Source organism: Rhodoplanes elegans (assembly GCF_016653355.1).
Classification (GTDB): domain Bacteria; phylum Pseudomonadota; class Alphaproteobacteria; order Rhizobiales; family Xanthobacteraceae; genus Rhodoplanes; species Rhodoplanes elegans.
In genome coordinates, this window is record NZ_NHSK01000054.1 from 1 (window position 1) to 13,061 (window position 13,061).

General features: G+C 71.7%; 16 protein-coding genes and 1 pseudogene. 8 read left to right on the forward strand and 9 right to left on the reverse strand.

Features of this window, described 5'->3' with window-relative positions; genetic code table 11:
- Positions 1–316 (reverse strand): annotated as a pseudogene (locus CCR97_RS04760) (hypothetical protein); the annotation flags it as partial.
- A gap of 40 nt (positions 317–356) precedes the next feature.
- Positions 357–1,331, reverse strand: a complete 975-nt coding sequence (locus tag CCR97_RS04765) for a LysR family transcriptional regulator (protein ID WP_111357585.1) — start codon at positions 1,329–1,331, stop codon at positions 357–359.
- Between the two features lie 99 nt (positions 1,332–1,430).
- Between CCR97_RS04765 and CCR97_RS04770 the strand changes: the two genes are divergently transcribed.
- On the forward strand, positions 1,431–2,117 hold the full coding sequence (locus CCR97_RS04770) for a L,D-transpeptidase family protein (protein WP_420826057.1): 687 nt from the start codon (positions 1,431–1,433) through the stop codon (positions 2,115–2,117).
- Positions 2,118–2,120: 3 nt separating this feature from the next.
- On the opposite strand, the gene CCR97_RS04775 is transcribed toward CCR97_RS04770, so the two are convergent.
- The gene (locus CCR97_RS04775; RefSeq protein WP_111357586.1) at positions 2,121–2,897 is read right to left on the reverse strand and encodes an ATP12 family chaperone protein; all 777 of its coding nucleotides are present in this window, start codon (positions 2,895–2,897) and stop codon (positions 2,121–2,123) included.
- Between the two features lie 301 nt (positions 2,898–3,198).
- Between CCR97_RS04775 and CCR97_RS04780 the strand changes: the two genes are divergently transcribed.
- From CCR97_RS04780 to CCR97_RS04795, 4 genes are all read left to right on the forward strand, one after another.
- Complete coding sequence (locus tag CCR97_RS04780) at positions 3,199–3,573, forward strand: hypothetical protein (RefSeq protein ID WP_111357587.1); 375 nt, start codon at positions 3,199–3,201, stop codon at positions 3,571–3,573.
- Between the two features lie 194 nt (positions 3,574–3,767).
- Positions 3,768–4,067: a hypothetical protein gene (locus CCR97_RS04785; protein WP_201159341.1), complete on the forward strand. Its 300-nt coding sequence runs from the start codon at positions 3,768–3,770 to the stop codon at positions 4,065–4,067.
- 167 nt (positions 4,068–4,234) lie between these two features.
- Positions 4,235–4,687, forward strand: a complete 453-nt coding sequence (locus tag CCR97_RS04790; protein WP_111357588.1) for a DUF3828 domain-containing protein — start codon at positions 4,235–4,237, stop codon at positions 4,685–4,687.
- Positions 4,688–5,041: 354 nt separating this feature from the next.
- Entirely contained in the window at positions 5,042–5,728 is a 687-nt protein-coding gene (locus CCR97_RS04795) for a phosphorylase (protein WP_201159342.1), read from the forward strand.
- 77 nt (positions 5,729–5,805) lie between these two features.
- Here CCR97_RS04795 and CCR97_RS04800 read toward each other — a convergent pair whose 3' ends face one another.
- Together CCR97_RS04800 and CCR97_RS04805 are read right to left on the reverse strand one after the other, a co-directional pair.
- Complete coding sequence (locus tag CCR97_RS04800; RefSeq protein WP_111357590.1) at positions 5,806–6,336, reverse strand: gamma carbonic anhydrase family protein; 531 nt, start codon at positions 6,334–6,336, stop codon at positions 5,806–5,808.
- Between the two features lie 124 nt (positions 6,337–6,460).
- A complete protein-coding gene (locus CCR97_RS04805; RefSeq protein WP_111357591.1) occupies positions 6,461–6,805 on the reverse strand; it encodes a DUF6949 family protein in 345 nt (114 codons plus the stop codon).
- A gap of 326 nt (positions 6,806–7,131) precedes the next feature.
- Between CCR97_RS04805 and CCR97_RS04810 the strand changes: the two genes are divergently transcribed.
- The gene (locus CCR97_RS04810) at positions 7,132–7,839 is read left to right on the forward strand and encodes a hypothetical protein (protein WP_146618759.1); all 708 of its coding nucleotides are present in this window, start codon (positions 7,132–7,134) and stop codon (positions 7,837–7,839) included.
- A gap of 234 nt (positions 7,840–8,073) precedes the next feature.
- Here CCR97_RS04810 and CCR97_RS31555 read toward each other — a convergent pair whose 3' ends face one another.
- The 4 genes from CCR97_RS31555 to CCR97_RS04830 form a co-directional block, all read right to left on the reverse strand.
- On the reverse strand, positions 8,074–8,283 hold the full coding sequence (locus CCR97_RS31555) for a DUF3126 family protein (RefSeq protein ID WP_111357593.1): 210 nt from the start codon (positions 8,281–8,283) through the stop codon (positions 8,074–8,076).
- A gap of 162 nt (positions 8,284–8,445) precedes the next feature.
- Positions 8,446–9,267, reverse strand: a complete 822-nt coding sequence (cysE, locus tag CCR97_RS04820; protein ID WP_111357599.1) for a serine O-acetyltransferase — start codon at positions 9,265–9,267, stop codon at positions 8,446–8,448.
- A gap of 74 nt (positions 9,268–9,341) precedes the next feature.
- On the reverse strand, positions 9,342–10,094 hold the full coding sequence (locus CCR97_RS04825; protein WP_111357594.1) for an alpha/beta fold hydrolase: 753 nt from the start codon (positions 10,092–10,094) through the stop codon (positions 9,342–9,344).
- A 29-nt stretch (positions 10,095–10,123) separates the two neighbouring features.
- Positions 10,124–11,293, reverse strand: coding sequence for a hypothetical protein (locus tag CCR97_RS04830; RefSeq protein ID WP_146618760.1), 1,170 nt, complete (start codon positions 11,291–11,293; stop codon positions 10,124–10,126).
- Between the two features lie 163 nt (positions 11,294–11,456).
- Between CCR97_RS04830 and CCR97_RS04835 the strand changes: the two genes are divergently transcribed.
- A complete protein-coding gene (locus tag CCR97_RS04835) occupies positions 11,457–11,705 on the forward strand; it encodes a zinc-finger domain-containing protein (protein ID WP_111357596.1) in 249 nt (82 codons plus the stop codon).
- A gap of 12 nt (positions 11,706–11,717) precedes the next feature.
- Positions 11,718–12,953: an FAD-dependent monooxygenase gene (locus CCR97_RS04840; protein WP_111357597.1), complete on the forward strand. Its 1,236-nt coding sequence runs from the start codon at positions 11,718–11,720 to the stop codon at positions 12,951–12,953.
- Positions 12,954–13,061: the final 108 nt, after the last annotated feature.

Here is a 13,061-nt window from a genome sequence, read left to right on the forward strand (position 1 = left end):
CCGCCTTCGCCGTCGTGCCCGCGGCCGCACCGGCCGTGGCTGCGCCACCGGCACCGCCGATCTCGTCGGGGTGCAGCACCACGAGGCGCAGGCCGTCGGGGGTCGCCCGGACGGCGAGATGGACGTGGGCGCCCTGCGGCAGCGGCACCGCGGTCTGCACGTCGATCAGCGAGTCGCCGACGGCGAGCTGGACATGGGTCTGGTCGAGCACCCGCATCACCAGGGCGTCGACGATCTGCCCCGGCGTGAAGGCCGGCGCGTTGCCGCCGCCTTGGGTGTTCAGCGCCACCGCGATGGGCGAGACGACGAGATCCACGGGCCGCATCCGTCGGTTCGAGGGGTCTCCACCCTGAACGCTAGCAGGCGGGCGTAAACCGAACGTTAACCTCTGGGTTGCGGCGAAGCCGTTCGTGAGACGACTTCCCCGTGACGGCGTCGATGCCGTCCACGGCCCGCAGCGCGGGAATGACGAAATCCGTGAAGGCCCGCACCGCAGGACGCATGAAGCGCGCAGACGAATAGGCCAGAAAGGCCTCGGTCGGCTTGACCTCCCAGTCGGCCAGGATGCGAACCAGGCGGCCCTCCCCCAGCGCCTCGGTCACGAGCAGCCGTTGCACCGGTCCGGCCGCGTGCCCGCCCATCAGGGTCCGGGTGATCACGTCGGCATTGTTGGTCCGCAGCACCGGTCGGACCGGGACCTCGATCGTCTCGTCGGCGCGCTGGAGGGTGAGGTGGTCGCCGGGCGACACCGCCGACGTGACGACGAGATCGAGGTCGGCGAGCTGCGCCGGCGTATCGATCGGGCCGACCCGCGCCAGAAAGGCAGGAGCGCAGACCATGATGCGCCGGATCAGACCAAGCCGGCGGACCACCAGCTCCTGGCCTTCGGGCCGGCCGTATTTCACCGCGAGATCGTAGTTCTCGTGGACGAGGTCGACGCTGCGGTTCTCCAGCACGAGATCGACGACGACACCAGGATGCTCGGCCTGGAACGCCAGCACGAGCGGATAGAGGTGCCGGACGCCGATGCAGGAGGGGGCATGAACACGCAGCGGCCCGTCGATCGCGCCCATGTCTCGGCGCACCCCTTCGAGTGCGGAGTCGATGGTGGCGAGGGCCGATCGGCTCGCCTCGTAGAGAGACTGGCCCTGCGGGGTGGGACGCACCAGACGCGCGGACCGGTCGAGCAGCCGCGCTCCGACATGCCGCTCGAGGTTGCGCAGATGCTTGGTCACCGCCGGCTGTGACACCGAAAGGTCGCGCGCGGCGGCGGTCACCGAACCGCGCTCGACCGTCCGCACGAAGGCCCGCAGGGCAAGCGCCAGATCCATTCATTCCTCGCGGTTATAGGATCTATCACCCATAACACCTGGACGCGGTCGGTGCCAGCGGGCATCCATGGTGTCGGACAATCGACAGGAGTGGCCCGCGTGACGATCGATCGACGCAAGTTTCTGAGCGGCGCGATGGCGGCGAGTTCCGGCCTGCTGGCCGGCTGCGCGACGACCCAAGATACGAGCCGGCTTCAGCCGGGCGGCCCGGTCGCGCGTGAATACGCGGCCATGTACGGGGCGATCGACACCGAGCCGTTCCCGATACCGGCGGTCGATCTCTCGACGATCGACACGCGTTTCCTGCGCCGCGAGGTCGCCTTCAGGACCACCGAGCAGCCCGGAACCATCGTCGTCGATCCCGGCGCTCGCTACGCCTATCTGGTGCTCGAGCGCGGCCGCGCGATGCGCTACGGCGTCGGCGTCGGCAAGGAGGAAGGGTTCAACTTCCGCGGCAGCGCCGTGATCGCGCGCAAGGCCGAGTGGCCGCGCTGGACGCCGACCCCCAACATGATCCGCCGCGAGCCGGAGCGTTACGGGAAGTATGCGGGCGGCATGCCGGGCGGTCCGGAAAACCCGCTCGGTCCGCGCGCCCTCTATCTCTACCGGGACGGCCAGGACACCTATTATCGGCTCCACGGCACGGTCGAACCGGCGACCATCGGCACCATGGTGTCGTCGGGCTGCGTCCGGCTGATCAACCAGGACATCATCGACCTGTACCGCCGGGTCCCGACCGGGACCAAGGTGGTCGTGCTCCCGTCGGGCGGCGAGGCGACGAGCTGAGGGTCAGCCCTCCGGCACCAGCTCCAGCACCGCGGCGGCCGCGTCGAACTCGCTGCGGCGATGCGAGCGGCGGGCGAGCGCCTGCTCGTCGTGGCCCCACAGCTCCATGTTCCAGTCCTCGTCGACATGGGCCGCCGCCCAGGCGTCGTCGGCCGTGACGACGCCCTCGGCGAGCGCGAGCGCGAGGAGCGCCGAGCCGGTCAGCGCCGTCACCACGTGCAGGGCGCCGAGCCGCCAGGCGCCGGGCGGGATCAGCCGCCGCATCGTCTCGACGGCCCGCTCCGGCTGGGTCGCGAACACCACCCCCTCGACCAGCACGAAGCGCGCCCCGTGACTGTCGCGCGCCCAGGCCAGCACCGGGTCCCAGGCGCGGCTCTGCTTGTCGACCAGCCGGGCCGGCCCCTCGGCCCGGTAGACGAGGAGATCGGAGCCGAGATAGCGGGCGATCTCGGAGGCGACCTCCTCGGGCGTCTCGACGACCGCGTCGATGATCGCGTTGGCGAGCCGGGTCAGCGGCATCGTGCCGGGATCGATCATCTCGGTCTGCGCCCGCCACTCGGCGGCGCAGCGCTCGGCGATCGCCGCCGTCGGGAAGGCGAGCGTCCGCCGCGCCGGGGTACGCACCGGCCGGCCGTCGAGTTCGACCGCGACACCCTCCGGCGCCTCGCGCAGCGTCACCTCGGCGTAGAAGCGCCGCCGCAGCGGCCGCATGGTGCGCCTGGCCGCCTCGTTCGGATCGGCCGGGCTCGCGGCGAAGAAGTCTTCGAACAGATCGGACATCGGTCTCCCCGCGGCCACGACTCCGGCGGAGGCGAAGGGCGGCCGGCCCCGCTTATCTAGGGGCCGCGAGGCGCCGCGGAAAGCGCCGGCGCACCACCCTCCCCGCCGCGCCTTGCGCGCCGCGGTCGTCCGGCCGCCGGAAACAATTGTCCTGGCGATCCGAAACGCAGAAGCCGCGTTCCCGGCCCAATTGGGTTTCATGGTCACGGGCGTTCGCCGGCCCGGACCGCCGACCAGGGCTCTCGTCCGCGCCGCGACCGCCGGGGCCGATCCGTCCCGGTCATCGTTCAGGAGTCTTGCCATGATCGGAAAATCCGTGATGGCCGCGGCCGTCGCCGCGCTGCTCGGCCTGTCGCTCTTCTCCGTCACGAGCGAAGCGCGCGCGCAAGGCCGGATGATCGAAACTCCAGGCCGACCCGGTCCGGGAGCACCGGGCCTCGGCCCGAGGCCCGGATCGGGACCCGGACCAGGGCTGCGGCCGGGTCCGGGCTGGGGCCCGGGGCCGGGTCCCTGGGTGGCTCGGCCGTGGGGCTGGGGCGCCTATCCGTGGGGCTTCTGGGGCTATCCGGCCTATTGGAACGGCTCCTATCCGACCTTCAGCGAGGTCGACGAGATGCCGTGCCTGCGCAAGGTGTGGCTGAGCAAGACGCGGTGGACGTGGCGGCGCCTGTGCTGAGCACGACGGGCGGCCGCACACGGCTTCGATCGCAAGATCCGGGACCGAACGCTGTTTACCGCGGCACAATTGGTCCGACGCGGCGTTGGGCGATCGAGAGCCGATGCCGCCCTCGTCGTCCCTCGCGGGAGTGCTGCTCGCGAGCGCGCCGACGAACCGGCCCTGCCCGGCTCGTTCAGCGAAAGGAGAACGGCATGATCCGGACATCTGTGGTGGCGGCCGCGGCCGTGGCGGCGCTCGGCCTCGTGGCGACGTCGACGCCCTCGCACGCTCAGCGCGGCATCGGCTGGCAAGGCGGCGGCTGGCACGGCGGCGGCTGGGGCTACCCCGCCTACGGCTATCGCTACGGTTACGCCCCACGCTACGGCTACGCTCCGCGCTGGGGCTATGCGCCGGCCGGTTATTACGGCTACGCCGCTTCGCCGGGCTGGGGCGCCCCCTGCGTCCAGCGCGTCTGGTGGCGCGGCGCCTGGCGGCTGCGCCGCGTCTGCTGATCGATCGCCTCGCCGCGGGCGACCCTTCTCACGGGCGCCCGCGGCGCTTCGCCTTGACCTTGCCGAGATGCGCCCGTAGGTGCCCGGCGGTACGCGCCTGCTCCCCTGTCGCGGGCGTCGACACCGCATCCTGCCGGCTCCGCCGCGCGCAACTCGCAGCAAGGTCCATGAACGCCTCTCACCCCCTCGCCGCCGCCGCTTTCGGGCTCGCCCTCCTCGCCGCCGCGCCCGCGCAGGCGCAGTTCGCCACGCCCGAGGAGGCCGTGAAGCAGCTCTACGCGCTCTACGGCACCGGCAAGACCGATCTCATGGGCCTGCCCAACGAGCCGAAGGTGCTGCGTCGCTACTTCGTGCCGGCCGTGGTCCAGGGCTATCAGAAGGCCGAGCTGATCGACGCCGACTTCTTCGTCCAGGGTCAGGACTTCGAGCTGTCCGACGTCACGGTCGCGCCCGCCATGGTGACCGGCGACAAGGCGACGATCGCCGTCGATCTCAAGAACATGGGCCAGCCGCTTCATCTCGACTTCGAGCTCGCCAAGGGCAAGGACGGCTGGCGCATCGCCGATGCCCGCACCCCGAAAGGCGACACGCTGCGCAAGATGCTGGCGCGGTCGCGCTGAGCCGATCGCGGCACGCTCTGTTCGTCGATCGCGATACGACCGGCTGCGGGCGTCACCTCCGGTTGCCCGTCCGCAACCGATCGTGTCCGGAAATTTCGCCACTGTTGCATTTTTCTCGCGGCCGCAGGACACACCCCACGGAGGCGGCCGGTATCTTTCTACAGCATTGATTTTGCTTTTCTTTTTTCGTGCGGCGCGGAGCCGCTGCGGCATTTGGCCGACTTGCGGCGTGTCCGTGGTGCACGCCGTGGAACCTGTACAAAGCCGGACGCGCCCTGCAATTTAGGATCTTGGAGTCGCATGGGGGACGTCGCGCGCCGGGGACCGCGCGCGTCGTTATTCGGGGGTGGTTTCTTGATCGTCGTCGTGGGGCTGGCGTTCGAGGCGAAGATCGTCGCGGACGCGGGGATGCGTGTGATCTGCAGCGGCGACGGCCGCAACCTCGCCGCGTCGTTGACGCAGGCGATCGACGACGAATGCGGCGGGCTGATCAGCTTCGGGGTGGCCGGCGGGCTGCATCCGGATCTCGAGCCCGGCACCTGTGTGGTCGCGGCCGAGATCCTGTCGGGCAGCGCCCGTTTCCCGACCGATCCGACGTGGTCGCGCAAGCTCGCCGACACGATTCCGGGGGCGGTGCGCGGCGCCATCGTGGGCGTGCCGAAGCCGGTCGCCCACACGGCCGCCAAGCGCAGCCTGCACGACTCGACCGGGGCGCTCGCCGTCGACATGGAGTCCCACATCGTCGCCGAGATCGGCGCCGCGCACGCCCTGCCGGTGGCAGCGATCCGGGTCATCACCGATCCGGCCGACCGCGCGCTCCCGAAGGCGGCGCTCGCCGCCATGCGGCCGAACGGCACCACCGACATCCTCGCCATGGTGCGGCAGGTGATGCGCCAGCCCAAGGAGCTGCCGGCCCTGATGCGCACGGCGCTCGACGCGCGCGCGGCCCGTGCCACGCTGGTGCGCGGCCGTCGGCTGCTCGGCCCCGGCCTCGGCCTGGCCGAGTTCGCCGCCTCCGCGACGCCGTCCTTCGGCGGCTGAGCGCGCGCGAGCGAGGCGCACCGCCTCTCCCTCGTCACCGCCAGACCTGATCCGGCGGTCCATCGTCTTTCAGGCGTTCAGCCGATCGGCTTCAGCGCGGCGGCGTAGAGCTTGGCGCGCTGCACGTAGCCGTCGGCGCCCGCCCGGATGCGGTCGACCGCGGCGTCGTCGAGGGTGCGCACCACCTTGCCGGGCGCCCCGACGATCAGCGAGCGCGGCGGATAGGTCTTGCCCTCCGGGATCACGGCGCCGGCGCCGACGATCGAGCCCTCGCCGATCTTGGCGCCGTTCATCACGATCGCGCCCATGCCGATCAGGCTGTTCGACGCCACCGTGCAGCCGTGCATGATCACGTTGTGGCCGATCACGCAGTCGCTGCCGATGGTGAGCGGAAAGCCCATGTCGGTGTGCAGCGTCGCATTGTCCTGGACCTGCGAGCGGACGCCGATCTCGATCCACTCGTTGTCGCCGCGCAGCACCGCGCCGAACCAGACGCTCGCCTCGTCGAGGAGCCGCACCCGGCCGATCAGCACGGCCGTGTCGGCGACCCAGAAGCGGCCGGCCGGCGGCAGCTCGGGGACGAGATCCTGCAGGGCGTAGATGGGCATGCGTCGCGCCTCCGGGTCGAATGGTCGGATCGTGCGGTGGGGTCGAGCGTTTCCGCCCCCCCCTTAGCCCGGAGACGGGACCAGCGGAAAGTGCCGCGCGCGGCGGGCGGCGCGGCCGCCGCACTCAACCGATCAGGCGCGCGAGCCCGCTGGTCACGACCTCGACGGTCATCACCACGATGGTGCCCGACATCAGGCTCCACAGGCCGGCGATGATGGTGGCGATCATCACGAACTCGAAGCGCCGGCGCTCGATGATGCGGCCCCGCACGGTGTTGCGCATGATGATGAAGGGCGCCGCGAAGACCAGGAACGGCACCGCCGCGAAGCTCGCGGCCGAGGCGCCCTGCTCCAGCAGCCGGAACGAGGCCGGCCGCTGCGCCCACATCTGGTAGCCGGTGGCGATCAGGCCGGCGAAGGCGAAGCCAATGGACAGGGCGAGAAAGTTCTGAATCGACTCCGGCGACATGACACGGCTCCGCACGCACTGCGACCCGACAGGTGTGCCCCATCCGGCCCGCCGCCGCCACGCTATCGTTAAAGAACGGTTAACGCGAGAGGGCGCGGGATCGAGGCCCCGTGGTTCGAGACGCGGTGCTGCGGCGCGCCGCCCGACGAGGAAACGACATCGCGACGTGCAGCCGCCCGCCTTGGCGAGAAGCGGTTAACGACCGCGTGGCACACTCCGCGCCGAACTCGGACGGCGTGGCGTGAGCGTGGCGTATGGTGGACGTGGCGTATGGGGCGCGGGTGCGGCCGGCACGGCGGCGGCACAGCCGCAGGGCCATGGTGGCGATGGCCGGCCTCGTTGTGGTGGGTGGCGTCGCGGTCGCGGCGGGCATGTGGTCCGTCTGGGCCCGCTGGCCGGCGACGCCGGCGCCGGTCGCGGCCGATGCGCCGCACCTGCCGATCGTGGTCGCGGCGGAGACCTTCACGGTCGCGCCGGGCGCGATCCGGATGGCGATGCAGCGCCGGCCCGGCCCGCAGGAGCGCCTCGATCTCGTCTACGCCTGGCCGGACCTGACGCCGCCGCGCCCCGTGGACCCGGTTACGACCGGAGCGATCGCCGGCGACCGGATCGCGAGCGATCGCCTTCCGGGCGAGCGGCTTCCGGGCGAGCGCGGCCCGGGTGACCGCGTCTATGTCACGATCGCACCGGCCGCCGGCGCGCTGGAGCCGGCCGAACGGCTGCGCGTCCTCTGGCTGCGCTACGTCCGTGACATGCTCGAGCCGGCCCCCGACGGGCTCGCCGTCGTCGAGTTCCGCGACGGAACGCCCTATCAGGGCGAGGACCTCGCCTGGGAGGAGAACGCGCCGGAAAAGTTCCTGGCCCGTTGCGAGCGGCCGACGCCGGGCCGCCCGCCGGCGACCTGCCTGACCGAGAAGATCGTCGGCGGCGCCGTGGTGACGATGCGGTTCCCACGCGAGTGGCTCGCCGACTGGCACAAGGTCGCCGACGGCTTTTCACGGCTGCTCGTCACCGTCCGGCCGAAGGCCGGGTGAGGCCACTGCGCCGCTCTAGGAGTGAAACAATGATGCCGGTGCTCGGCTTCGTGCCCCGGACAAGGTGCGGCAGGCCGCAGGCCTGATGCGCCGCAGATCCGGGGCCCGGAGCGCCACGAGGGCCATAAGCTAAAAAAGATTCACCCGACCGTCTCGCCCGATCGCCCATAGTGTCCCGGTTCGCGGCGCGATGCGCCGCGCCCGGGACACGAGGCTTTCGCCGAATCCGATGCCCTACTCCAGATCGGTGCTGAGGATCGCCATCTGGAAGTTGTAGGAACGGTCGTCGTCCTCGTCGTCGACGAACAGCACGCCGATGAACTCCTCGCCGATATAGACCTCGGCCGAATCGTCCTTCTTCGGGCGCGGCACGACGCGCAGGCGGGCATTGCCGAACAGGCGGCGCAGATAGCCTTCGAGCTTGCGGATTTCAACGGCGTCCACGGGCGGGCTCCTTTTCCGTCGTCGGGATCGGCGGCGGCGCCAGGAGCGGCGCGCCGGTGATGGGTGGGGAGTCCATACGGGGGCCGGCGCGGTCGCGCAAGGCGCCCGGTGGACATCTGCCATCCGTATGAGGCGTAAGCCGATTTCGCTCCGCCCGCGGGCCTAGAGGCCGAGCTCGCGCAGCATCTGGTCCATGGCGTGCGACGGCTCGGCGCAGCCGGCATCGCCGACCACCTTGGCGGGCACGCCGGCGACCGTGGTGTTGTGCGGCACCTCCCGCAGCACCACCGAGCCGGCGGCGATGCGGGCGCAGTGACCGATCTCGATGTTGCCGAGGATCTTCGCCCCCGCCCCGATCATCACGCCATGGCGGATCTTCGGGTGGCGATCGCCGGTCTCGTTGCCGGTGCCGCCGAGCGTCACGTGATGCAGGATCGAGACGTCGTCCTCGATCACGGCGGTCTCGCCGACGACGAGGCCGGTGGCGTGGTCGAGGAAGACGCCGCGGCCGATCCGGGCCGCCGGATGGATGTCGGTCGCGAACACGACCGACGACCGGCTCTGCAGATAGAGGGCGAAGTCGCGCCGCCCGCGGCTCCACAGCCAGTGCGCCAGCCGGTGCGCCTGGATGGCGTGGAAGCCCTTGTAGTAGAGGAGCGGCTCGAGGAACCGGCTGGTCGCCGGGTCGCGGTCGACGACCGCGACGATGTCGGCCCGGAACGCCTCGCCGATCTCCGGGCTCGCGTGCAGCGCATCCAGATAGGCGCCGCGAATGAGCTCGCTGCCGAAGTCGGGATGGTCGAGCCGCGCCGCGACACGGCGAACCACCGCATCCTCCAGCCGGTCGTGATGCAGCACCGCGCCATACGCAAAGGACGCGAGCTCCGGCTCGCGCCGGGCGACCGCCTCGGCCTCGGTGCGGATGCGGTCCCACACCGGGTCGACGCGGCCGAGCGTCCTGGTGATGCTCCGGTCCTGCAACATGCCGTTCTCCCGCGCGCCGCCGGGCCTGCGTGCCGGCATCTTACTCCCGGCGTGACCGGACGGCACGCCGTTCCTCACGGCCGCTCGGTCAGGAACTCCAGCACGGCCGCCTTGTAGACGCGGTCGCCGACCGCCAGCATGTGGTCGCGGCCCGGGATGTCGACCAGCTTGGCACCGGGGATGAGATCCGCGAGCTCGCGGCCCGGTCCGGAGACGTCGTCCTTCGTCCCGATGGCGATCAGCACGGGGGGCTCGATGCGCCCGACCTCGGTGGTCGTGAGCGTCTGGCGTGAGCCGCGGATGCAGGCCGCGAGCGCCCGCAGATCGGACTTGGTGCGGTCCGCGAAGGCCCGGAAGGTGCGGCCCTGCGGATCGGTCACGTCGGCGAGCGAGGGCGCCTCCATGGCCTCGGCCACCGCGTCCGGCAAGCCGGCGCCGTCGACCAGGTGCCAGCCGAGCCCGCCGAAGGTCGCCGAGCGCACCCGCTCCGGATGGGCGAGCGCCAGGAACGCCGTCACCCGCGCCCCCATCGAGTAGCCCATCACGTCGGCCTTGCCGATGCCGAGATGGTCGAGCAGCGCCCGCACGTCGTCGGCCATGGCGCCGGCGTGATAGGCGGCCGGCTCGTAGAGCTTGGTCGAGGCGCCGTGGCCGCGCATGTCGAGCGCGATCACGCGGCGGCCAGCATGGGTGAGGGTGTGGACCCAGCGCGGGTGCACCCAGTTGGCCTCCTTGCTGGAGGCGAAGCCGTGGACGAGCACGATGGGCTCGCCCTCGCCCTTGTCCAGATAGGCGAGCTCGACAGGACCGTTCTTGAAGGACAGCATTCTCGTGAGGACAGTTGGAAGGAGCTTGATCAGGCCGGCTGCGTCGCCGTCCGAGGGGTGAGCGAGAGAGCCGCGGCGGCGCGCGCGGCTTTTCGGGCGCGTCGCTTCTTGGAGAAGGCGAACACCCGACGGGTGGCGCGCTCGGTCAGGCTCTTGACCAGAACGAGCGCCCAGATCAGCGACATCAGCGCGCTGAACGACCAGTTGAACAGCGTCATGGCGCCCGTGGTCAGCACCAGCGCGGCGCGGCCGCCGAGCTTGAGGATCGCGCGCGTCTTGCCGCCGTTCTTCTCGGCGATCTTGGCGAGGCGCGCCACGTCCTTCGGACCTTCGGCGAGCTTCAGCCCGTCGAGGGCCGCGCGCGTCCCGGCCTTGGCCTGCACCTTGCCGGCGTCGCGGACGAGATCGACCAGTGGCTCGGCCTTGTCGAGCTTCACGGCGGCCTTCAGGCCGCGCGCGGCCGTGGCGGGCTGCAGGAGCGCGGTGCCGGAGACGGCGCGCCGGGCCTGGGCGAGATCGACCACCCCTCGGAGCGAACGCGCCGTGAAGGCGACGAGCCCCGCCCCCATCTTGCCGGTCTTCCAGGCCGCCTTGACGACCGAGACGCCGGCGCGCGCCGGCGCCGCGGCGCCGAGCGACACATAGGTGCCGGCCGTGACGGCGAGACCGACGCAGGCGAGACCGAGCACCAGCTCGTCGGCTTCGGCGCCGGTCGCCAGCCGGCCGCCCTCGCGCACCGCGTCGCGGATGTCGCCGAAGACGAACAGGTCGCCCAGGAGTGTGCCGGCGAGGCCGGCGCCGTCCTCCGGCTCGCCGGTGACGAGGCCCATTCCGAAGCTCTTCGCCGAGCGCGCCGCCTGCGCGGACGCCGTGCCCGCCGCGGCGACCCGCGCCAGAAGCCCCGGATCGAGCGTGATCGCCCGCGACTGCGCGAGCTCGGCAAAGCTCTGCGCCAGTTCGGCATCGCCGGCGGCGAGCGCCGCCTCGATCTCGCGACGCGCGACCTCGGGCGTGAGTGCCTTGTCGACCGCGCGGTCGGCGAGCCGCACCGGGTTGTTCTGGTCGAGCAACAGGCCGGCCGAATCGAGCGCCGTCGGCGTGGCCAGCCACAGGCCGCCCGCCACGGTCGCCACCACCAGGAATGGCAGTGCGAGCTCGCTGCGCAGCCTTGCCCGTCGCTCGGATCGTTCTGTCGGCACTAGGAAATCCTATCCGGTGTCGCTATGGTCCGCACGCGTTTGTCGTCCTGCCGACCCGGTTCCGTTCACGCCCGGACGACAGTCTCGCTCCAAGCTCCGTTCACGTACATCCCGATCGCGTACACCCGGATCGCTGACAAGACGTTGCCGCAGAGGTGGAATCATGGCGGACAAGATCGTACCCCACTTCCATAACGATCCCGGCGTTCAGACGATCGCCATCGGGGCCAAGCGCTTCATGTGCATCGGCGCCAGGCCGCCCTTCGATCATCCGCACGTCTTCCTTGATATGGGGGACGACAGCGAGATCGTCTGCCCCTACTGCTCTACCCTCTACAAGCACGACGCCACCCTGCACGGCTTCGAGGCGCGGCCGCCCGAATGCGCACTCGAGGAGAGCCGCGCCGCCTAGGCGTCTCCCCCGGTGGTCGAGTCGCGGACGATCCTGATCGCCGGCGCCGGCATCGGCGGGCTGACGGCGGCGCTCGCGCTCGCCGACCGCGGGTTCCGGGTCGTGGTGCTGGAGCAGGCGACGAGGCTGGAGCCGACCGGCGCCGGCCTGCAGCTCTCCCCCAACGCCACCCGCGTACTGATCGGGATCGGCGCAGCGCCGAAGCTGAGCGCCGTCGCGGTGACGCCGGACGTGGTGCGGGTGCGCAACGCCCAGGGCGACGACCTCGCCCGCATCCCGATCGGCAACGCGCCGCAGCGCTACGGCGCCCCCTACTGGGTCGCGCATCGCGGCGACCTCCACAGCGTGCTGCTCGAGCTCTGCGCGACCCGGCCGGACATCAAGCTGGTGCTCGGCGCCCGGGTCGACGAGTACGCCGTGCACGCCAACGGCGTGACGGTGGCGTCGGCCGGGCCGACGGTCCTCGGCGAGTTTTCCGGGCTCGTGCTGATCGGCGCCGACGGCGTGTGGTCGCGGGTGCGGGCGCGGCTGTTCGACGACGGCCCGGCGCTGGCGGCCGGGCGCACGGCGTGGCGCACCCTGCTGCCGGCCGAGGCGGTGGCGCCCGAACACCGCGCCCCCACCGTCAATCTGTGGCTCGGCCGCGGCGCCCATCTGGTCCACTATCCCGTCCGGGCCGGCGCCATGATCAACCTCGTGGCGATCGCCGAGGACGACGAGATCGTCACCGGCTGGAGCGCCCCCGGGCTGCGCGAGGAGGTGCTGGAGCACTTCCCCGCGCACCGCTGGTCGGCCACCGCGCGCGACCTGCTGGCGCGGCCGGAGCAGTGGCTGCGCTGGTCCCTGCACGGCCGCCCGGCGGCGCGACACTGGGGCCGCGGGCCGGTGACGCTGCTCGGCGACGCCGTCCACCCCACCCTGCCGTTCCTGGCCCAGGGCGCCGCCATGGCGATCGAGGACGCCGCGGTGCTTGCGGACGCGCTGGCGCGCCGGCCCGACGCGCCGCAGGCGGCGCTGCGCGACTACGAGAGCCGGCGCAAGGCCCGCACCGCGGGCATCGTGCGGGCGGCGCGCCGCAACGACCTCGTCTATCACCTCGGCCAGCCGGCCGCGGCGCTGCGCGACCTCGCGATGCGGACCATCGGCGGCGAGACGGTGCTGGCCCGGCACGACTGGGTCTACGAATGGCAGCCGCCGGCGTCGTTCGCGACGCCCTCCCCGCCGACGCAGGGCGATGGAGTGGGATGATGCGGCTGTCGTCCCGGGGCGGCGCGAAAGCGCCGAGCCCGGGACCATACCCCCTGTCCGACGTGAGCCACTGCCGCCGTGGGTATGGATCCCGGGCTCGCGGACCTG

Bases quoted from the DNA above. Each gene is read 5' to 3' on its own strand.
- CCR97_RS04765 (WP_111357585.1), bottom strand. From the start codon at position 1,331: ATGGATCTGGCGCTTGCCCTGCGGGCCTTCGTGCGGACGGTCGAGCGC.
- CCR97_RS04775 (WP_111357586.1), bottom strand. From the start codon at position 2,897: ATGTCCGATCTGTTCGAAGACTTCTTCGCCGCGAGCCCGGCCGATCCG.
- CCR97_RS04780 (WP_111357587.1), top strand. From the start codon at position 3,199: ATGATCGGAAAATCCGTGATGGCCGCGGCCGTCGCCGCGCTGCTCGGC.
- CCR97_RS04785 (WP_201159341.1), top strand. From the start codon at position 3,768: ATGATCCGGACATCTGTGGTGGCGGCCGCGGCCGTGGCGGCGCTCGGC.
- CCR97_RS04790 (WP_111357588.1), top strand. From the start codon at position 4,235: ATGAACGCCTCTCACCCCCTCGCCGCCGCCGCTTTCGGGCTCGCCCTC.
- CCR97_RS04800 (WP_111357590.1), bottom strand. From the start codon at position 6,336: ATGCCCATCTACGCCCTGCAGGATCTCGTCCCCGAGCTGCCGCCGGCC.
- CCR97_RS04805 (WP_111357591.1), bottom strand. From the start codon at position 6,805: ATGTCGCCGGAGTCGATTCAGAACTTTCTCGCCCTGTCCATTGGCTTC.
- CCR97_RS04810 (WP_146618759.1), top strand. From the start codon at position 7,132: ATGGCCGGCCTCGTTGTGGTGGGTGGCGTCGCGGTCGCGGCGGGCATG.
- cysE (WP_111357599.1), bottom strand. From the start codon at position 9,267: ATGTTGCAGGACCGGAGCATCACCAGGACGCTCGGCCGCGTCGACCCG.
- CCR97_RS04825 (WP_111357594.1), bottom strand. From the start codon at position 10,094: ATGCTGTCCTTCAAGAACGGTCCTGTCGAGCTCGCCTATCTGGACAAG.
- CCR97_RS04835 (WP_111357596.1), top strand. From the start codon at position 11,457: ATGGCGGACAAGATCGTACCCCACTTCCATAACGATCCCGGCGTTCAG.